Annotated in this window: 19 protein-coding genes and 1 riboswitch; of the genes, 10 read left to right on the forward strand and 9 right to left on the reverse strand. The window is 39.3% G+C overall.

Going from position 1 to position 21,151, the window contains the following annotated elements:
* Nucleotide 1: 1 nt before the first annotated feature.
* Together AAG807_RS17840 and AAG807_RS17845 are read right to left on the reverse strand one after the other, a co-directional pair.
* A complete protein-coding gene (locus AAG807_RS17840; protein ID WP_341906897.1) occupies nt 2-991 on the reverse strand; it encodes an arginase family protein in 990 nt (329 codons plus the stop codon).
* Nucleotides 984-1,400, reverse strand: a complete 417-nt coding sequence (locus AAG807_RS17845) for a thioesterase family protein (protein WP_341906900.1) — start codon at nt 1,398-1,400, stop codon at nt 984-986. The genes AAG807_RS17840 and AAG807_RS17845 overlap by 8 nt, the downstream gene beginning before the upstream one ends.
* A 430-nt stretch (nt 1,401-1,830) precedes the next feature.
* Here AAG807_RS17845 and dnaA point away from each other — a divergent pair, with 430 nt between their 5' ends.
* The 3 genes from dnaA to AAG807_RS17860 all read left to right on the forward strand — a co-directional run bounded on the left by dnaA (nt 1,831) and on the right by AAG807_RS17860 (nt 5,050).
* Entirely contained in the window at nt 1,831-3,261 is a 1,431-nt protein-coding gene (dnaA, locus tag AAG807_RS17850; protein ID WP_300352758.1) for a chromosomal replication initiator protein DnaA, read from the forward strand.
* 228 nt (nt 3,262-3,489) lie between these two features.
* The gene (locus tag AAG807_RS17855) at nt 3,490-4,122 is read left to right on the forward strand and encodes a YigZ family protein (protein WP_341906903.1); all 633 of its coding nucleotides are present in this window, start codon (nt 3,490-3,492) and stop codon (nt 4,120-4,122) included.
* Nucleotides 4,106-5,050, forward strand: coding sequence for a M20/M25/M40 family metallo-hydrolase (locus AAG807_RS17860; protein ID WP_341906906.1), 945 nt, complete (start codon nt 4,106-4,108; stop codon nt 5,048-5,050). The genes AAG807_RS17855 and AAG807_RS17860 overlap by 17 nt, the downstream gene beginning before the upstream one ends.
* Nucleotides 5,051-5,052: 2 nt before the next feature.
* Here AAG807_RS17860 and AAG807_RS17865 read toward each other — a convergent pair whose 3' ends face one another.
* From AAG807_RS17865 to AAG807_RS17875, 3 genes are all read right to left on the reverse strand, one after another.
* On the reverse strand, nt 5,053-5,406 hold the full coding sequence (locus AAG807_RS17865) for a hypothetical protein (protein WP_341906908.1): 354 nt from the start codon (nt 5,404-5,406) through the stop codon (nt 5,053-5,055).
* Nucleotides 5,407-5,408: 2 nt separating this feature from the next.
* Nucleotides 5,409-6,632 (reverse strand): NAD(P)/FAD-dependent oxidoreductase, encoded by a 1,224-nt coding sequence (locus AAG807_RS17870; RefSeq protein ID WP_341906911.1) that lies wholly within the window; start codon nt 6,630-6,632, stop codon nt 5,409-5,411.
* A gap of 143 nt (nt 6,633-6,775) precedes the next feature.
* On the reverse strand, nt 6,776-9,001 hold the full coding sequence (locus AAG807_RS17875; RefSeq protein WP_341906913.1) for a C25 family cysteine peptidase: 2,226 nt from the start codon (nt 8,999-9,001) through the stop codon (nt 6,776-6,778).
* A gap of 364 nt (nt 9,002-9,365) precedes the next feature.
* Between AAG807_RS17875 and AAG807_RS17880 the strand changes: the two genes are divergently transcribed.
* The gene (locus tag AAG807_RS17880) at nt 9,366-9,677 is read left to right on the forward strand and encodes a DUF983 domain-containing protein (protein WP_341906916.1); all 312 of its coding nucleotides are present in this window, start codon (nt 9,366-9,368) and stop codon (nt 9,675-9,677) included.
* Nucleotides 9,678-9,807: 130 nt separating this feature from the next.
* Here AAG807_RS17880 and AAG807_RS17885 read toward each other — a convergent pair whose 3' ends face one another.
* The 4 genes from AAG807_RS17885 to AAG807_RS17900 all read right to left on the reverse strand — a co-directional run bounded on the left by AAG807_RS17885 (nt 9,808) and on the right by AAG807_RS17900 (nt 14,280).
* Nucleotides 9,808-11,478, reverse strand: coding sequence for a DUF4139 domain-containing protein (locus tag AAG807_RS17885; protein WP_341906918.1), 1,671 nt, complete (start codon nt 11,476-11,478; stop codon nt 9,808-9,810).
* 194 nt (nt 11,479-11,672) lie between these two features.
* Nucleotides 11,673-13,058 (reverse strand): phosphoglucosamine mutase, encoded by a 1,386-nt coding sequence (gene glmM, locus AAG807_RS17890; RefSeq protein ID WP_341906921.1) that lies wholly within the window; start codon nt 13,056-13,058, stop codon nt 11,673-11,675.
* A gap of 91 nt (nt 13,059-13,149) precedes the next feature.
* The gene (gene ribH / locus AAG807_RS17895) at nt 13,150-13,638 is read right to left on the reverse strand and encodes a 6,7-dimethyl-8-ribityllumazine synthase (protein ID WP_341906924.1); all 489 of its coding nucleotides are present in this window, start codon (nt 13,636-13,638) and stop codon (nt 13,150-13,152) included.
* Nucleotides 13,639-13,647: 9 nt separating this feature from the next.
* Entirely contained in the window at nt 13,648-14,280 is a 633-nt protein-coding gene (locus tag AAG807_RS17900; protein ID WP_341906927.1) for a tetratricopeptide repeat protein, read from the reverse strand.
* A 188-nt stretch (nt 14,281-14,468) separates the two neighbouring features.
* Nucleotides 14,469-14,666: riboswitch (cobalamin riboswitch) on the forward strand.
* Nucleotides 14,667-14,776: 110 nt separating this feature from the next.
* On the opposite strand from AAG807_RS17900, the gene AAG807_RS17905 reads away from it, so the two are divergent.
* From AAG807_RS17905 to AAG807_RS17930, 6 genes are all read left to right on the forward strand, one after another.
* Nucleotides 14,777-15,736, forward strand: coding sequence for a DUF4465 domain-containing protein (locus AAG807_RS17905; protein WP_341906929.1), 960 nt, complete (start codon nt 14,777-14,779; stop codon nt 15,734-15,736).
* Nucleotides 15,737-15,823: 87 nt separating this feature from the next.
* Complete coding sequence (locus AAG807_RS17910) at nt 15,824-17,671, forward strand: TonB-dependent receptor plug domain-containing protein (protein WP_341906933.1); 1,848 nt, start codon at nt 15,824-15,826, stop codon at nt 17,669-17,671.
* 55 nt (nt 17,672-17,726) lie between these two features.
* Nucleotides 17,727-18,722, forward strand: coding sequence for a YncE family protein (locus AAG807_RS17915; RefSeq protein WP_341906936.1), 996 nt, complete (start codon nt 17,727-17,729; stop codon nt 18,720-18,722).
* Nucleotides 18,715-19,695: a T9SS type A sorting domain-containing protein gene (locus tag AAG807_RS17920; protein ID WP_341906939.1), complete on the forward strand. Its 981-nt coding sequence runs from the start codon at nt 18,715-18,717 to the stop codon at nt 19,693-19,695. The genes AAG807_RS17915 and AAG807_RS17920 overlap by 8 nt, the downstream gene beginning before the upstream one ends.
* Nucleotides 19,696-19,741: 46 nt before the next feature.
* Nucleotides 19,742-20,239 (forward strand): transcriptional regulator, encoded by a 498-nt coding sequence (locus AAG807_RS17925; protein ID WP_341906942.1) that lies wholly within the window; start codon nt 19,742-19,744, stop codon nt 20,237-20,239.
* 78 nt (nt 20,240-20,317) lie between these two features.
* Entirely contained in the window at nt 20,318-21,142 is an 825-nt protein-coding gene (locus tag AAG807_RS17930) for a DCC1-like thiol-disulfide oxidoreductase family protein (RefSeq protein ID WP_341906945.1), read from the forward strand.
* Nucleotides 21,143-21,151 lie beyond the last annotated feature (9 nt).

The raw sequence follows: 21,151 nt of genomic DNA on the forward strand, positions 1-21,151 counted from the left end.
ATTAAAGATGATGTTTTTGATACTCTTTCACAAAATCTGTCACCAAATAAGTGAGCGTTTTACCAATTATCAATTCTTCCCTTTCATTCTTGGGAGCAGCCTCCGGCAAATGCAAATAAGCTACTTTTTCAAGAGAAGCCATTTTCCGTAAGTAAATTCTTGCCTGGTCGACTGTAATTCCCGAAGGAGTAAATGCACTTGAAGGCATATATGCAATAGCGTCCATATCCAACTCCACTCCCATTACGTTCTGAAATTGGGAATCATATACCTTATCGATATCCGCCTGAAACTTGAAGGGCTTTTCCAACCAGGATTCATAAAACGTAAAAAAGGCTTTCATTTCATGGAGGTGATCCAGTATAAATTGGTTGTTGTACGATTCGTGTAAACCCAAAACAGAATAATGTCCTAAAAATCCGTACTCGTATGCGTAAGAAAACGGATTTCCGGAATGTCGGCCTTCCATGGCACGTGTATCTGCATGGGGATCCAAATTCACGACAGATATCGCAAGCCCCGATGATTCAGAAACTCCTTTTATGATCGGATAAGCATTGTTATGTCCTCCACCGATCACAATCGGAACGCCTCCCGCATCAACGACCTCTTTTACCCAAGCCGAAAGTAAATAATCCAAATCATCCACATGCATAAAGGAAATGGCATCAATCGGCTCGCGCGAATCAATGTATCCATGAATACAAATGGAATTACCTGTTAAAAACTGATTCGATTGAACTCCCAGGAATCTCGGAATGAATGCCTCGAAAGCAGCCTGAGAACCACCTAAGCCACCATTCAACCTTGGTCCAATATCTTCCTTCACACCCATGACATGGAATTTCTTCTCTTTCCAATCTTCCGACTCATTAGTCGAACGGAACAAAACATTCTGACCGATTCGAATTTCACCATCCCTTTCTGAGAGCCAGCGCTTCAGATCTGTTTCCTCCGGAAACTTCAGTTTAAAATAAGTCGATTCAAGCATGGTGTTTCTCCATTAGTTCAACAAATGCTGCCGGAGGGGCAATCGGTTTCATATTCACCTTCGAAACAAAAACCAAAGTTGTTTTCGCCTTACTCAGACATTCTTGTTTTTCGTTATACAATGTATATTCAAAAAACAGACGCGGACCTTTCAGTTCCGTAATTGCGGTCACGATTGTCAATTCATCATCATACAAAGCGGGTTTGAAATAATCCACTTCAAAATGACTTACCGGCAACATCACCCCGCTTTCTTCCAATTCACGATAGCTCATCCCCAAAGAACGCATTGCTTCCACTCTTCCCACCTCAAAATACGCAGCGTAATTACCATAATAACAATACCCCATCTGATCTGTTTCACCATATCTTACACGTACCTTTGTCGGGAATTCAAATGAAGTTTTCATGAAATCTTATATTCTAAATAAATTGGGTTAAATGTCGTAACTATTTTTCAGATTTTCGATTAGAAATTTAATGAGTACAAATGATATTTTGGGAACGTTAAGTGGAGGTTAATATAATCTAATTTCGTATCTTTGAAGGAAGACGATTTTTTTAGTTTAAATATAAATATTTAACATCTAGCTACAAAATTTCGATATTCATCGAACAATCAGGAAGTTTTAAAATAATTAAAAGCAGATGTTAAAGGATAACTTCAATACAAAGCAAAACTTTTCAAATAATCAACCCCTAAAGAACTTTTTTTTTCACTTTTTTATGAGAATCTTTGTTCACTTAAAAATTACAGAGCTTAACGCTTGAGCTTTGAATCTATTACGTCGATTATTTTTTTATTAACATATTATTATAAACATTTAAATACCCTGCTAAATGAGTGCCAACCATGACGCTATTTGGAATTCCTGTCTGAAAGTTATCAAGGATAATTTACCGATCCAAGCTTACAAAACTTGGTTTGAACCAATTGTTCCAGTAAAGCTTGAAAACAACATTCTGACAATACAAGTTCCATCTCACTTTTTTTACGAATGGTTGGAAGAGCATTACATTACTTTATTGAAAAAAGTAATTAAAAAAGAGCTCGGTCAAGAAGGGCATTTGGAATACAGTATTGTTATGGAAAATTCTGCCAGCAATTCGAATCCTTATACGGTAAAACTTCCTGCTTCCGATAAGAAGGCAGTGAAGAATGCGCCTATGCACATGCCCATAAACATCAGCGACAATCCGATCAAGAATCCATTTATCATTCCGGGATTGAAGAAAGTGAACGTAGATTCAAACTTGAATCCGGCTTATTCATTCGAGAATTTTGTAGAAGGAGATTGTAATCGCTTGGCTCGTTCTGCCGGTTACGCAGTTGCGAACAAACCCGGAGGAACAGCTTTCAATCCATTATTGATCTACGGTGGCGTTGGATTAGGTAAAACACATTTGGCACATTCAATCGGTATTGGTGTAAAAAATCAATTCCCGAATAAAACGGTACTTTACGTTAGTTCTGAAAAGTTTGCTCACCAGTTCATTGACGCTGTTCGTAATCAAACAACAAATGATTTCATTCATTTCTATCAAATGATCGATGTTCTGATCATTGATGATGTTCAGTTCTTCTCCGGAAAAGAAAAAACACAAGATGTATTCTTCCATATCTTCAACCATTTACACCAAAATGGAAAACAGATCATTTTAACATCGGATAAACCGCCTGTTGAAATGCAAGGAATGGAGCAACGTTTGTTGTCCCGCTTCAAATGGGGATTGTCTGCAGATCTTTCCACTCCTGATTTGGAAACACGTATTGCAATCATGGAGAAGAAAATGTATGGTAGCGGTATCGAACTTCCGCGTGAGGTGGTTGAATACCTGGCATACAGTATCAATACAAACATCCGTGAAATGGAAGGCGCTATGACTTCCCTTCTTGCTCAGGCTTCATTAAACAAAAAAGCCATTACGCTTGACTTGGCGAAACAGATGATTGACAAGTTTGTGAAGAACACTGCACGTGAGGTATCAATCGATTATATTCAGAAAGTGGTTTGCGATTACTTCGACTTGCCAATTGAAATGCTGAAATCAAAAACACGTAAGCGTGAAGTGGTTCAAGCTCGTCAGATTTCCATGTATTTCTCTAAGAAGATGACCAAATCATCATTGGCTAGTATCGGAGCACATTGCGGTGGAAAAGATCACGCAACAGTACTTCATGCTTGCAGAACGGTTATCAACCTTTCTGAGACCGACAAACAGTTCCGGGTTTACCTGGAAGACCTTGAAAAGAAATTGACTATTCAATAATATCCGAATGGCTGTCCGAAAGACAGCCATTTTTTATATCCGGAAACTATCTTCTGAAATTTACAAATTCTAGTGTTCGCAAATTTTAGTGTTCGCAAAGATACGAACAGATTAAATGCTAAAAAGCTGATTGCAAGCTATTTAACAGAAATGAGATTGGATAGATAATTGACTTATTTGACCACTTTCTAATCTCCCAATTCACATTCTTCGTACTTTTGCAAACAGATGCAGGAAAGCAAATTCAAAACAATCACAGAACAAAGCGAAGGCTTCTATAAGGAGAAAGGTTCCAAATTTCTGGCATTTGCCATTCCCTGTAAAACAGAAGAGGAAATCAAGGAACATATCCAACGTCTTCGTAAGGAGCATTATCAAGCCGTTCATGTTTGCTCTGCTTTTCGTTTGGGAAGTGACAAGAAAAAGTATCGCGCAAGTGATGACGGTGAACCTTCAAATTCTGCCGGAGCACCTATTCTCGGTCAAATACAATCGTTTGACCTGACCAATATCCTGATTGCCGTGGTCCGCTATTACGGAGGAGTGAATCTGGGAGTTGGTGGTCTGATCAATGCTTACCGAACAGCATCCAAAGAAGCATTGGAAAGTGCTCAAATCATCGAACAGGAAGATGAAGTGCTGATCACCTTGCTTTACAAGTACGATGAAATGCCTCAAGTGATGAGTATTCTAAAAAATAGCCCGGCAAAAATCATCCTTCAAGATTTTCAACTATCTTGCAAACTAAGCATACAACTACCCGTTTCAGAATTAAATTTATTGGAACAATTTGCTGAATTAAACCTCCTTCTTCCTGAAGAAAAAAACATTACAATAGAAAATCATGGAATCATCCAATAGTCCATTTCAATTACTTCAAGAACTCATATCTATTCAAGGAGTTGCAAGTGATGAATCACGAATCAAGGCATTTATTAAGGAATATGTTCTAAAACATTCTTCTCAATGGAAATCGAAACCACGGATTATTGATGGTCTTGGTTTTCAAGATGCCCTCATTTTGGTTTTCGGAAACCCCAGAACGACTGTCTATGCACACATAGATACCATCGGTTATTCGGTTGGTTATGACAATGAACTGATTCGGGTTGGCGGACCTAAAAACATCGACGGAACCATTCTGGTCGGGAGTGATTCTCAAGGTGATGTGGAAGGTGAATTAATGATTTTTGAGAACGAATACAATCAGCAGCGGATTCAATTATCACATGAAAGAACCATTGATCGCGGAACACTTCTTTCATTCAAACCGAACTTCAAAGAAACCAAGGAATATATCCAGTCACCTTACATGGATAACCGCTTGGGCGTTTTTGTAGCACTTCAATTAGCCGAAACACTGGAAAACGGGGCTATTGTATTTTCAACCTATGAAGAACATGGCGGAAATTCAGTTGGTGCTTGTGCTAAATACCTGATGAACACCTACGATGTATTTCAAGCATTGATTTGTGATATCACCTGGGTTACTCATGGCGTTGTTCACAAAGGAGGTGTAGCAGTTTCCATGAGAGACAGCATGGTACCTCGAAGAAAATACCTGAACAAAATCATTTCCATTGCAAAAGATTCCGGAATAAAATTCCAATTGGAAGTGGAATCTGCAGGCGGAAGTGATGGTTCTGTTCTTCAAAAATCAGATCTGCCTATCGATTGGTGTTTTATTGGAGCTCCGGAAGACAACGTTCATACGCCACAGGAAAAAGTATACAAGAAAGATATTGAATCTATGATTGAACTGTATCGCGTTTTGATGAACCAGTTGTAGTTTTAGCGGACGGCGAATACTTCTGTAATTTCAATTGCCTGAAATTCCATACATCCGCTTGCTCGTTCATCCACTTGTTTGAACTTCAATTTCAAGCGCAGATTATTTACCTGTAACTTGGAATCCAGATTTATCGGAGAAACGGTGTTTTTTGTCTCTCCGGAAGTAATTTGAATGGTCACACCGCAATCCAGGATTTGAACAAGACCTAAATAAAAAACCTCATTCTTGTCGGCAGGGACTTGATTTGTTTCTTTTTGCGGTTCAATTTTCGGCTGCTCTTCCACTATTTTTTTTGGTGAATGACAAGAAACAATCATCAATCCCACAATCCCTGTCAAAGCTATTCGAATCATCTTCACTTGTTTTTTAAAACATTCATGCCTGCAATTGCCGCTGTTGTCCAAGCCGCCTGAAAGTTAAATCCTCCGGTAATGCCATCAATATCCATGGTTTCCCCGGCAAAAAATAGTCCCCCGTACTTTTTGGATTCCATCGTTTGTACATTGATTTCATTCAGGTCGATCCCACCAGCTGTAACGAATTCCTCCTTAAAGGTCGTCTTTCCTTCCATTAAATACAAGTCATTCACCAATACCTCCAACAATTTGTTCTGATGTCGCATTGTCAATTCGGAACATTTGAATTGATTGGGAATTCCTGCTTTCTCTACCAAATAGGTCCATAAGCGTGATTTAACGGAATAAAGCGGCGTATTTACCACCAATTTATTGGATTTGACGAATTGATTGATCGACTCCCTAACAACTTCCTGATTCTCTTCTCCGGTCCAATTCACAGCAATTTGGGATTTGTATCCTTTCAATTCAAAAATACGCGCCCCAAAAGCAGAAGATTTCAAGACTGCCGGACCACTCATGCCCCAATGCGTAATCAACAAAGGTCCATTTGACGTCCATTTTTCACCAATTATCTTCACCAATGCATTTTCCTGAACAATTCCCATCAATTCCTTGATCGGTTCATTCGGCATATTGAAGGTAAATAAAGATGGAACCGGCGACACAATCTTCAAATCAAAAGCCTTTAACAGCTCGAAGCCGGATATTTTTGGTTGCCCTCCGGTAGTAACGATCACTGCTTTGGAATGAAAAATTTCCTCAGGAGTTTGAACTTCAAACAAACCGGAATCTAGTTTTTTCACCGTCTCAACTCGCTGATTCAATAATAATTGAACATCATTCTTCCTTAATTCATTTAAAAAGCAATCAATGATCGTTTGAGAATCGTTACTCATAGGAAAATAGCATCCATCCGGATAGAGTTTCAACGGAACATTCCTACTTTCCAACCATGCTTTCATATCCGAACTGGTAAACTGGTAAAATGCCTTCTTAAGAAACCGTTCGCCTCTCGGATAATGTTTTGATAATTCTTCGGGGTTCGAAATCACATTGGTCACATTGCATCTTCCTCCTCCGGAGATCTTGACTTTCGCCAGAGGTTTAGCATTTCTTTCCAGAATTGCAATTTTCGCCTGTTTAAAGTTCTCAGACGCCTTGATTGCCGAAAAACACCCTGCGGCTCCCGCTCCAATTACCAAAACATCCAATTCTTTCATCCCTCAAAAGTAAGCACAAAAAAAGACCTCCCGGATATCCGGGAGGTTTTTCCTATTGATTCTAATTCTATTTCAAGCATGATATCGTTATATAACGAAAACATGATATCATGTTTTCATGTTTTGTCTAGAGTTTCGAGGGCTTAATGTAAAATCTGGATATTCTTACGCACATTCTGTGTTCCCGAAATAATCTCCACAATATAAGACCCTGCTTTCAGCGAAGAAATATTGATTGTTTCCTGAGTTCCATTCAAAAACTGTTTTGCAAGAACCACTTTTCCATCCAAACCAATCATTCGAATCGATTCTGCACTTCCATTGGATACCACCAAGTTCAATTCGTTAGTTGCAGGATTTGGATACACCTCAAACGCCAGTTCCAATTCATTTACCCCCAAAGGTCCATTTCCAACCTGAACAGCATGTTGATAAGTCGCATAATTCTGCTTGGTAGCTGTAACAACCAAATAATCGTTCGTTGTCAAAGTTGGAAAGGTAATCACAGCTTGTCCACCTGAAGCAATAGCAGAGCCCAACAATACATTATTTTGGGAAACCGCCACCAAAGCTCCGTCCACATCACAAGTGGCTGTAATGGAAGTCGTATTCATCGGTACATTTCCGGTATGTGTAACCGTAATGGGCAACGTTTGCTTGTTTCTGAATTGTGCAGAAGGATCACCAAATAAAACCCACGTTTGCATCACTTCAATCCCACTTCCAGCCGGATATTCTTCCAACATCGACATCTGAGAATTGTAAAACAATCCTCCAAGCGTAGTTTTATGATTATCCGAGTATGTTTCGGCAATGATTTCTGCCATTTCATCTTGTGTCTGCATCGGTTGTGCCCAAGCCATCAGAATGGAGGAACCTGCTGCTCCGATTGCTCCGGAAGGAGTTCCATTTTGAGTTGCTCTTGTCCAGGCTTCAGAGATACAAGTTGTCCCGGAAGTAAATGTACCGTTATTACACGCAACAGAAATCACAAAAGGATACTTTCCGTTGTTTGTAGCTTGATTGATATGTGAACTTTGAAAGTTTCCGGTAACACACAAATTCACATCACCATGTCCTGTGTAATTGAACAAACCTATTCCACTATTCACAACCGGTAAAATAATTCCCGAATTCGGACTTCCGGCAGCATCTTCTCCACCGTGTGAACCATCATAAAATTCAGACACTTCCGAATAACCATATCCCATCAAAACTGTACGGATATTTCTCAAATGCTGCCAATCCGGTTCACCATCATCGCCAATTCCATCGCCTTCATTCGACCCTAAACCAATCGCCTTTTCCATCCAGTCACCTGCAAACGGATTCTTTTCATATTCCAATGTCCGACTTACCATAGTTGTCACATTTGACTCCGTGCCGGAAAAGCGTCCAACGAACAATTCAGGATAATAATCTCCACCTGTCATTTGACCGTAATAAGAATCAGAGAACAAATTTTCTCCTCCTGACATTCCATAAGTATGAGCAGGTATATCTTCATCATCTCCAACCAGCAAGACATAAATCAATTCCGGATGCGAAGTATAATAGTTTTGAATATAGGTGTGAATATCTGTATCCGTGACACCAGTTGTTGCCGTTGAAACCAATTGTGATCGAATTCCTTTTTGATTTTTCCAATCAACCAAAGGCTGAATCTCTTCCATTAAAGTTGGAGAAGCAATCACCAGCATACTTCCGCTTTCTTCAACTGGTGCATATTTTTCAATCGTTGGGTTCAAAACCGTTTTCTGTTGAATCGATTTCATCACCGGATCCGTTTGTCCGTACAATTCATTGATCCCAACTAATTCCGTGTTTGTTTTTACATCTATGTGAATCCCTTGATAAACGATTAATTGCTTTGTGACCGGATTGTATTGATAAGGAGAAACCTCTACAACTACCGCACGCATTGACCTCCAGATAAACGGGGTTTTTAAACTCGCAACCTGACCTGGATAAAATGCATTACTATTATATACGGATCCGAAGACATATGCAACCGAGCTTGGTTCCACATTTCGCTTGATCACTCCTTTGGATGGAGCAACCAATACATTTTCAAAAATGGTAATCTGATCAAAGGTGATTTCAATTTCCGGGTTTCCTTTTTCAGGAAGTTGAATCGTTTCATGAAACAGTGGAAGAGCCGGAGCACCCTTTTCCTGAGAAAGAATTTTAACTGTTTTGGAGAAATCGATTGTGGTTTGTCCATTAATTTCTTTGTATTCGAAGGCTTTTTCTTCAAAATCAAACTGAAACTTAATCGACTTGGCATTTTCCGATTCTAATTGGAAATGCTGACTGTAGGAAATAAATGATCCAAGAAATATGGAACAAAAAAGGAGAGTTTTTTTCATTTTCATGTTTTTAGCACTCCCAATTTACTCATTCTTATAGAACAGCCTAAATAATTAACAAAAGAAAAAGGCCAAATGCAACTGCACTTAGCCTCTTTCCCTTAACCTGTAGATGTTAATAATTGATCCGTTACATTCTTTAACGCAAGAAGCAGTAAAAGGTTTCAAAAAAATAGTTTTTATAAAAAAAATAAAATTAAAAGGTGACTCAAGTCACATTTTGTTCTAACCAGTCTCACTAACTTTGTATTGCGTTAAATAAATGAATATGTTAATTGGTAAAGGGTCAAGACTGAACAGTATTTTCAAGATGAAATGTCCCAGATGTCAGGAGGGTGAATTCTTTCTTTCCCACCCTTACTCCATGAAAAACATTGGTAAAACCTACAAATATTGTCCAAGCTGTGGCTTGAAGTACGAAAAAGAGATTGGCTTTTACTATGGCGCCATGTATGTCTCTTATGCTTTGGGAGTAGCTTTGTTCGTTACCTGCTGGGTGACTATCAATTTGTTTTTTCCGAATGCCAATGTCTTTGCCCAAATTGCGGCGATTTCAGGACTTTCCATTTTTCTGAGCCCTTATTTGTATGCATTGTCCAAAATCATTTGGGCAAACATCTTCTTTTCGTATGATCCCGATGCTATAGCCAAGTTCAAAAAGGATCAAAAAGTTTAAAGGTTTCAAACTATTGCTTAATTCATCTACTTTGAACTTTTCTAACAAAAAAATCCCCCAGCCGGCAAACTGAGGGATTGTCTTTAAATATTGGAACTCCAATATTTATTTGGGTCAAACTACAAAACAATTATTGAAGGATAACATTTCGATCTTTCGGATACTTAATCTTAAACGAGTAGGTAAATTTATCCGCGGCTTTGGTTTTCAAATTGACCGTCCAAGTTAGTTTACCTGTCGTTTTATCATAATTTGCTTTATCCGTGTTGATCGCTTCTATAACGATTTCTCCATTACTGGTTACAGGAATCTGATCTTCAATAACCAATTCTATGGTGTTCGCTTTCAGATTTTTAATTGAAATTTCGTAAGCGTATGTGCGTTCAATATCGTTTCCAACAACTTTCTCCTTATAATCCTTTTTCAAAAGAATACGCTTAGCAACAATGTTCGGATCCTTTCCAAGGCTCAATTTCAAGGTATCATTCATTGCAGTCGGATCGATGTATGTTTCTCCGATATATGTTCCGTCGAAAAAGATATTTGCAGTAGCCGGAACCAATTGCAGATCTTCCAATTTAAGTACTTCAGCAACCAGGAAAACTCCCGGGTCAATTTTAGGAACGGTGTAATAACGGTAATTTGCCGTCAAATCCAGATTGCGAACCAAAACCAAATGACTTTCATCATTACTCTCAATCGTATAAGGCAAATCAATTTTATATTCCGCAGACAGCACCCGGTTGATTACCGTAGTGAAATTTGCAGCAGTTTCCCCTTCTATTTCCATAGATTCGGAATCAGCAAGTGCTTTCTTTTCATATTGCACCGAAGGTGCTGCTGTCAAACCGTACGAATTCATCCGTCCATTTATCGCTCCAAAATTGTAATAATCAACATACCAAGGGTGTAAATCCGGTTTGATCTTATTCTGATAGGGATCATTCGTTGACAAAGTTAATTGTACATCATTCCAGGATTCACCTGTATTTTGCTGAATATTTGCTTTATAGGCCAAGTTCACCTTACCGGAAGTGATTTCACTGCGGATATCGTATGATGGAACCCAGGAAGCTCCGGAAGCCAAATAGGAAATTGCCAGTCGACCCGCAACAAACTCTTTTGACTGCAATGTCACAATAATTCGATGGATCGGACCTGTAGGAACTTTTGGAGTATTGGATGATTGGTAATTCTGAAGATCACTCATCCGATTGTTCATATCCGTTAATGCTCCATTCTTTGCTTTCATTCGCTTATTCAGAACTTGCAACTTCTTATTTATCTCATTCATTTTCAATTGATAATACTCCATTGCTTGTTTCAAAAGTTGAATAGAATCATTCACTTTTCCTTGTCCGCGAATTGCTCCATTATTTGATAAAATGGTTTTGGAAGTATTCAATACATCAATTTCATCCTGAATTTCCTTGATGTCGAACAATTGGTTATTGATGGAGTCCTGAAGCAGGTTGATATCCTTCCGGATCTTTAAAGGAAGACCTTCCAATTTAGGTTTTTCAGGTTCCGGATAGTAGATCTGGTATTTCGAATCGATCAAAACTACGTTACCAAATGCTTTTACCTGCAAACTCTTCGGGTCGATATTGGGACTTACTCCTTCAATAATCAACTCTGTAATTCCGGGTTTCACATTGAAATTTGCTTTGCGATAGATTTGTGCACCGTTAGTATAAACGGTTACTTCACTGATGGAAGATTTTATAATCTCTTTGTCATTGGCAGCAAGTGAAAGAAAACTTGGGAGAACTACCAATAAGAGAACAACTACTTTTTTCATAGGAATCAATTTCCATCTAGTACTACTCAACAGGCTTTTCGTTCAATCGAATTTTAACAAAAAGAAAAAGTTATGCTCAAAACGAGCATAACTTTTTGATTATCAATTAGTATTTTTTTAACCGCTAAGAGTGAAAGAGCGCAAAGGCTTGTTAATCTAACTTTGCGACCTCTGCTTCTTTGCGGTAAATTATATCAGATCAATTCTTTAATTTCTCCTATAATTCGGTCTGCCAAATCCGACGCTGCAGAAGCATCCTTACTTTCTGTATAAACGCGGATAATCGGTTCTGTATTACTTTTTCGCAGATGAACCCACTCTTTGCCGATGTAAATCTTCACTCCGTCAACCGTATCCATCTCTTCATTTTCATAACGTTTTGCCATTTTTTCCAAAATAGCATCTACGTCAATTCCCGGAGTCAAATCGATTTTCTTCTTCGCCATTTCATAATTCGGATAAGAAGCCCGAAGAACTGTCATAGGCATCTTTTTATGTGCCAAATGAGACAGAAACAAAGCAATTCCAACCAAAGAATCTCTTCCGTAGTGTAATTCCGGATAGATGATCCCACCATTTCCTTCTCCTCCGATAACTGCGTTGGTTTCTTTCATTTTCACCACCACATTCACCTCGCCAACTGCCGAAGCATGATACGTACATCCAACTTCTTCCGTAATATCCCGCAAAGCTCTTGTGGAACTCAGATTGGAAACGGTAGCTCCCTTTCTTTTGGAAAGAATGTATTCGGAAACGGCAACCAAGGTATATTCTTCTCCAAACATCGATCCGTCCTCATTTACCAATGCCAAACGATCCACATCCGGGTCAACTGTGATTCCCAAATGAGCACCTTCTGAAACAACGCGTGCTGATAATTCAACCAAATGTTCTTTTAACGGTTCCGGATTGTGTGGAAAATGTCCGGTCGGGTCACAATACATTTCAGTGATGTCAGTCACACCAAGTCTACGAAGCAGTTGAGGAACCGAAATTCCACCGGTGGAATTCACCGCATCAACCACCACTTTGAAATTCGCCTGTTTGATTGCAGGAATATCCACATCCGAAAGTGCGCAGATAGCTTCGATGTGTCTTTCGATTGCGTCCGTATCTTTCGTTACTTTCCCCAGATCATCCACTTCAGCAAATACGAAGCTTCCATCCATTGCAATTTTCAATAACAATTCCCCTTCAGCTCCGGAAATGAACTCTCCCTTGCTATTCAACAACTTCAATGCATTCCATTGTTTCGGATTATGGGAGGCAGTCAGGATAATACCACCGTTTGCTTGGTGATAAGGAACAGCCATTTCAACAGTCGGTGTTGTAGACAGTCCTAGATCAATGACTTCGATTCCCAATCCAACCAAGGTTTGGATGACCAGTGTTGAAATTAGTTCACCTGAAAGTCGGGCATCTCTACCAACAATCACTTTCAACTTATCTGTATTTGAAACTGATTTCAACCAAGTTCCGTAAGCTGCAGCGAACTGAACAGCATCAATGGGCGTCAGGTTATCTCCCGGAGCTCCTCCAATCGTTCCTCTGATCCCTGAAATAGATTTGATTAATGTCATATCAAAGTAAAAATGCAAAATGCAAAATGCAAAAACGGGAATTTAACTTCTAATGAAAAATCACCTCCCTTTTGAATTTTGAATTTTTAATTCATAATTTTCTTTTAAGTTCTATCATTCTCAATACCGTCACTGCTGCTTCCACACCTTTATTCCCGTGTTTTCCGCCAGCTCGGTCAATGGATTGCTGTTCCGTATTATCTGTCAATAAACAAAATCCGACCGGCTTGTTGTATTTTAAAGTAATGTCTACAATTCCCTGGGTTGTTCCGGAACAAACAAAATCAAAATGTCTGGTTTCTCCCTGAATCACAACTCCAATAGCAATCACTCCGTCGATTTTCTCGTCTTGAGCCAACCACTGTGCTCCAAGAGGCAATTCAAATGCTCCGGGAACTTGTTTGATATGAATATTTGATTCCTTCACTCCTGAACTTAGAAGTGTTTCCATTGCTCCTTCCAACAGCTTGGAGGTGATATGACCGTTCCATTCAGAAACAACAATGCCGATTGAAAAATCGGCACCGTTTGGAATTGTATCTTGATCGAACGCTGATAAGTTTTTTAAACTTGTAGCCACGTTTTCTAATTATTTATTGGATACTCTGGCAATGTATTTGTCAATCGTTTTTTGTTGACCGAACATGTAGTAATCCTGATTAATTCTTTCGTAAAGTTCTTTCGCTTTTGCGTAATCCTTGATTTCTTCAGCTACCTGAGCTGCTTTGAACAAATAAGTTGGTGTTGTCCATTCATTTTCGTTTGCATCAGCAGCATCAACATACAAATCCATAGCGTCTTTGTATTTACCCATTTCACTGTAGCAGTCACCTTGTAAACCAAGACATAATGCAGGACCGTAAGTATCTTTCAATTTTACACCTTCCAATAATTTCAAAGCTTTTTTGAAATCACCTTTAGCCATATACTGACGAGCCAAGGTAAATTCAGCAACTTCTCCACCTTGATATCCGTCGTTTTTCTTAACGAAAGGCTCCAATTCAGTGATTGCTGCATCTACTGAATCTTTTGCTGCCAAATTCAACCCTCTGTAGTAACCTTCGTTTGCTTTCTGGTTGTTCGGAGCGTAAATTAATTGTTTGTAAAGAATGTATCCAAGAATACCAACAATCAATCCAACCACTGCGAAAGTGATTAAACGAAGTCTCTTATTCTCTTTAAATTGACGTTTAATATCGTTAAAACTGGTAGTTCCTGCCATTTGTTCATTTATTTAAGCGTTGCAAAAATAATCTTTTTTTCGAATTAGAAATTGAAACTTATTAAAAGGTGAATGTGAAGAAGGTTGAAAGAGTTCAATTTAGTGTTTCAACAGGGTTCAATCGAGTGTTCGTTATTCGAAACTATTGAACTATTAAACAATCTAATCTCCAATAAAAATAAATGGCTACCTTTGCACCTGTTTTAGGTTCGATTGTAAAATTTACAAAACGATAATAGGGAATTCGGTGTGAATCCGAGACTGTATCTGCAGCTGTAACTCTTATCAAACGGTCTTCATTAAATCCACTGTTGGTCAATCGACTGATGGGAAGGAGAAGTAACCGGAGAGAAGTCAGAATACCTGCCTTGAACATATATTGAATGAAGACTTCAGATTAAAGTCGAGTTCGAAATGAGGGAGGTTTCCCTCAGTTTGTTCTTATTTCTGATTTTTTCATTTGCTTTTATTTATTCACTTTTAAATGCTTAAGGCAATGAAAAAAATGTTACTCGCAGTTAGTGTGTTCTGCATCCAATTCACACAAGCACAAACTATTGTCACTTTTGACGACTTAACTCTGGCTCCCAACACCTATTGGGATGGTTCCGATTCCACACTAGGCTTTACTTCCGGTGGTGTTTATTTTGAAAACACGTACGATTTCCAATACGATTATTGGTCAGGTGGATTTATTTACTCCAACACCACAGATGTTACAACCGCAGGTTACACGAATGACTTTTCAGCCTTCACCGGAACCGGAGGAAACTCAAGCCAAAATTATGCTGTCAACTACGGTGGAACTGGAATTGATTTCGGATCGGAAAAAGTTTTAACCAGTGTTCAACTGACTAATACAACGTATGCTGCTCTTTCCATGCAAGATGGAGATGCTTTCGGAAAAGTATTCGGTTCTCCGAATAATGCACAAGGAAACCCGGATGGTACGAACGGAGAAGATTGGTTCCGTTTATTGATCATTGGAAAAGATGCTCAAAGCATCACTACAGATACCGTGATTTTCTACCTGGCAGATTACCGATTTGCTGACAGCACACAAGATTACATCGTAAACACATGGGAAACTGTCAATTTGGCTTCGCTTGGTGAAATTCAATTCCTGGAATTTGAATTGCAATCGACTGATGTAGGAGGTTTCGGTATGAATACTCCAGCTTATTTTGCATTGGACAATCTTGTTTACGGAGTAGCTTCTGTTAACGAATTAAGTCTTGCAAGCCAGGAAGTTTATCCAAATCCAACCAACGGTAAATTCACAGTGAAATCCGAAAGCGGACAAATCACAGTTTACGGATTATCCGGAGAATTGATCTTAACCCAAACAACCAATGGAATACAGGAAATTGATTTGAACACTGTTCAATCCGGAACATACATCGTGGAAACAAGTTCTTCCAAAGGAATTGCGCGTACACGCATCAGTAAGATCTAATTGATTCTACGATTTTCCATACCAACCCTTTTGATTTTAGCCTCTTGTCCGGTTTTTGGGCAAGAGGTTAAACCCATTGAAGAAATCGTGATATCACCTCGAAACGATAAGGAAAACAGTATTCAGATCGAATTGTCGAAGGACAAAATCCAAAACAAATTGGCCAACGACCTTGGACAAATCTTGAGTTTGCTTCCCGGACTTCAAATCAAGAATTACGGAGATGTCGGTGGATTAAAAACCGTGAGTTTTCGAAGTCTTGGCGCCGGACATACCGCATTAGTACAAGATTATTCGTCCGTTTCCACCACTCAAAGTGGTCAGGCAGATTTAAGTTCATTTCCGGTTGATTTCATAGAACGACTGGAACTTGTCACACTTTCCCCTACCCGCCCCCAGATTCCGATTCATGCAAAACTTGCCGGTGTGGTTGTCAATGTGGAATCCGTTCATTCGTACGTTGGAACCAATAAGCGAAACCTCATTTTTGGTGTGCAAGCAGGTTCTTTTGATCAATACGAAGGATACCTGATGCTGCAAAAAAGAGCGAAAAGATGGGCAGGAACTTTAACAGGAAAGATCCGGTCTTACGGTGGTTCTTACCCATACACTTATCTGAATGGCAATACATCTATTCAAGATCGAAGAAAAAATAACAGTTTACTGGAGTATTTCGGAACCGGATCCATTCAATTTTCACCCAACCAACATCATCGGTTTCAATTGCGTATCTCAGGAAATGAGTACAAAAAAAACTTAGCAGGTGCAGTAGTTTTTTACAACAGCAATGCAGCTCAATATTTAAACGGTTACGGACTGAATGGTTCATTTAATCATCAATTCAGGAAGAACAAATGGAACGTGTTTTCCTCCGTAAACTATCAAAAAAACAACCTACAGTACCTGGATTCAACCTATCTGAATTCACAAGGTTATCTCGACTCACGTTATTATTCCGGACAACTCGATTTTCAATCACAAGCAGCTTATTCCATTACTGAAAAACTGGATATCCTTGTTGGAAGTTCCATTATTTCAGAATCATTGAAAGGAAAATACCTGGTTGGAAATCCATCCAGAAACACTTCCGAAAGTATTATAGGAATCGAATGGAAAGCCGTTGGGAAAATTTTGGCTCAACTGGGAGCTCAGGGCATTTTCGAAAAACGAGATACATCAACGACCAGACAGTGGAATTTGTTACCTGCCGTTTCCTGGAGTTTTGATTTAGGAAGTAAGAATAAGATCGGACTCGTTTATCGCTATACTTGCCGTCAACCCACTTTTAACGAGTTGTATTACCAACAGATCGGCAATACCAAACTCCGGACTGAAAAGGCCCACATCGCATCTTTGCGCTATGAATTGATTCTACCTTTCAAACAGGGAATTTCACAAACCATGATTCAACCTTTCTATTCTTACGTTTACGATAAGATTCTTGCCATTCCAACGAAAAACTTATTTATCTGGAGTATTCAAAACATTGGAAAATCAGACGCGATGGGTATTGAGTTTACCCAATTCATTCAAAAGAAACTACGCAATCACACACTTGGAGCACGGATCAATTATACCTTTCAATACACACGCGACATCAGTGATCCGAAAAGTCTGACCTATCGAAACATTCTTAGTTACTCTCCCCTTCATTCGGGAAGTTTGGAACTGGATTATTCCTGGAAGAAATTGAGCTTCTTTGTCCTGACATCTTATCTAGGTGAGCGCTATGCCTTGAATCAGAATATCCCTTCCAATTTGCTCGCAGGGTATTTGTTGTTAGACGCAGGGGCTTCTTATACCCAACAATTGAAAAAAAGCGAACTGACTCTTCGATTCACCATCAATAACATCACCAACAGGCAATACAGTTATATCAATTACTTCGTCATGCCGGGAACTCATTTTAATATACGACTTCAATATGCACTATAAAATACTTCCGATACTGTTGATTGCACTTCTCGCTCTTTCTTGTAAAAAGAAAAAGGTGACAGAACCTGAAGCTCCTCAAACACTTCAACATGGAATACTTGTGCTGAATGAAGGGCTTTTTCAGCAAAATAACGCAACACTGGGTTGGTTCAATTTTTCTGACAATTCCTATACGGCGAACTTCTTTGAGCAAAAAACAAATCGCTCATTAGGAGATACTGGAAATGACATGAAAAGATACGGTGGAAAGATCTATATCATCGTGAATGTTTCCAGTACGGTCGAAATATTGGATGCCAGAACAGGAAACAGTATCAGTCAAATTTCCATGATTGCCAATGGCACTCCGAAACAGCCTCGTTACATCGCTTTCAATGGTTCAAAAGCCTACATTACTTGCTATGATGGATATGTTGACGTTCTGGATACCGCTTCATTAAGCATCACTAACCGGATCCAGGTGGGTGCCAACCCGGAAGGACTTGCCGTGAGTAACGGAAAATTATTTGTTGCAAATTCGGGAGGATTGAATTTTCCGAATGTCGACAGTACGGTTTCCGTTATTGATTTGGGGAGTTACCAGGAAATCACCCGCATACCAGTTGGAAAAAATCCGGGAGCAGTTCAAACAGATTCAAATGGAGATGTCTATGTGATTTCCAGGGGAGATTATGCCGGAATTCCTTCCCGAATGCATCGCATCAATCCAAATACCAATACAGTGGCACAATCCTTTTCGTTTGACGCAAGCAGTATTTCGCGATTCAATACCAATTTCCTGATCTCGTATCACGATTTCAGCTCGGGAGATAATAAAATTGCCCTTTTTGATCCAAATACAGAATCGATCATTTATCCGGAATACATTCCTACTTCCGGAATCCAGACCTTATATGGTGTTTACTATTCCGATATCACCAATCGGATCTATTGTCTGGATGCCAAAAATTATACGGTTACCGGTCAGGTCCACGTATTTTCTCCAAACGGAATATTTGAAACAAGTTATAACGTGGGATTAAACCCAACGAACATTTTAATCTATGACTAAATTACTTTTCATCTGCATATTGATTCCCGGCTTGTTGCAGGCTCAAAGCTTTCATCCTGCTCCCGGAGATCCTAACTCAAATGCCATTAAAAAAGACAGTTCCTGCTTCATTGCCTGGGCAACCGGAGGAACGGTAACGAGAGGTTTTCTGAATATTTCAGACACAACAATTATCGCAAGTGGTTCCAATAGGGCAAGCTTTGGGAACGTCAATTTAGCAATCGGTCCGGCAACAGGATCCGTTACAGATGTTCTCTCATTGGGAGATAGTGGAATCGCTACTTTAAGTTTCGATCAATTTATCCTGGATGGTCCCGGATATGATTTTGCCATTTTTGAAAACGGATTTATGGATAATTACATTGAAATGGCACATGTAGAAGTCAGTTCAGATGGAATTCATTTCTTCCGTTTTCCATCCACGACAGAAGTTCCATTAGACGCACAATCCTCCAATGCCTCTTTCACCGATTGCAGAATGATCAACAACCTTGCAGGAAAATACCGCTTGGGCTATGCAACTCCTTTTGATCTGGCTGAACTTCCAAACGATTCGGATTTGAACAAGTATGCCGTGAAGTTTGTGCGTGTCATTGATGCCATCGGAGCTGTTTCAGGAGATCATGTAACAACGGACCAATTCGGAATGATTGTAAACGATCCTTACCCCACTCCATTTGAATCCGGTGGATTTGACCTGGAGGCAATCGGTATCATTAATGGAACACTTGGAATAACGGACCTAGACTTATTGAATATCAGCGTATTTCCCAATCCAACAACAGACCAGATTCAAATCACCCTTGCCGGAGAAGCGCATTTAAAGCTGTATTCTCCGGACGGAAGATTGCTTTTCACTATGGATCATTTGAATTCAACTAGTATTTCGCTAAGTGAATTGGCTTCAGGAAGCTATCAGTTACAGGTAACTCAAAACGGTAAACAACAGCATGTGAGCATTTTGAAGAATTAAATACCAGTTTTCAATTATTATTGAAAATATTGATTATATTTGATTCATGGAACTCGAACAAGCGAAACAGCAATTCATACAAACCTGGGGAAACTTTGGTACTCAGTGGGGAATTAACCGTTCAATGGCTCAGGTTCACGCTTTGCTGATTGTAAGTGACTGTCCGCTTTGTACGGAAGAAATCATGGTAAAGCTTTCCATCTCGAGAGGAAATGCAAACATGAATATCCGGGAATTAGCCAATTGGAACCTGATTTACAAAGAGAGTATTCCAGGTGATCGCAAAGAATATTTCCGGGCGGAAAAAGACATGTGGGAAGTTGCAAAACGCATCGTAAAAGAACGCAAACGAAGAGAACTGGAACCACTACAACAGCATTTGGCAGAACTCAAAAAAGTGGAGCAATCCTACGAATCCATTTCTTTCGTTGCAACGATTGAAAACATCGAACGATTAGTCACCAGATTGGATTCCCTTTCCAGCACTTTAATGAAAGCAGATGAACATGTGTTCTTTGGAAAAATACTCAATTTATTCAAATAGAAGGAAGTAGTTCCTTTTTTTTGAATTTAATTTTCAAAATATATTGAAACTTTTGAACTAATCATAAATAAAAATATCATGGAAACTATTTCACTCCTTTACGACGAAGATTGCCCACTGTGCAGATGGTATACCCGCCTATTCGTCAAATACGGAATTCTGGACACAGACGGACGAATTTCTTACAATAAGTATGTGGTTTTGCATCCTACTAAAGTGAATGCAGACATCGCCCAAACAAAAATTGCCTGTATTGATCATCAAACAAATCAGGTTTATTATGGAATTGACGGATTGTTACTCGTTCTGGGAAATCGGTTCAAACTGATCCGTATACTTGGAAATTTCAAACCCATCAACCTCCTGCTGAAATTTCTCTACCTGTTTTTTAGTTACAATCGGAGAATTTTTGCCCCTGTCAAAAAAAGAACCGTCGAATGTGCCTGTGAGCCTCCAAAATCCATTCTCTGGAGAACTGTCTTTATAGCAAGCCTCAGCTTCTTCACTTATTTGATTGTCACTTGGTACTTTGAACATTTTCTCAGTCACTACATGCTTATCAATACACCAAACGATCTGATTTTATTAATGGCACAGATCGGATTCCAATGGGGAGCATTTGCATTATTCCGTCAAAAAAACAGCTATAATTATCTGGGACACCTGGTCTTCACCTCTTTTCTTGGTGCATTATTACTTGTTTTCTTTGGCGCCGGACTTCAACTCCTGAATCTGTTCGGAATTCAGACTGAGTTTCTAGCCGTGGTGTTCTACGGGATAACCATCCTGTTTATGTTCCTGGAACACAAACGACGTATTCAGTTAAAAGAATGGACCTGGAAACTCACTCTCAGTTGGGTCGTATTCAGAATCCTGATTTATCCTTTCGTATTCCAAATTTAAAACCTGAAT

Source organism: Fluviicola taffensis DSM 16823 (assembly GCF_943372375.1).
Classification (GTDB): domain Bacteria; phylum Bacteroidota; class Bacteroidia; order Flavobacteriales_D; family Crocinitomicaceae; genus Fluviicola; species Fluviicola taffensis_A.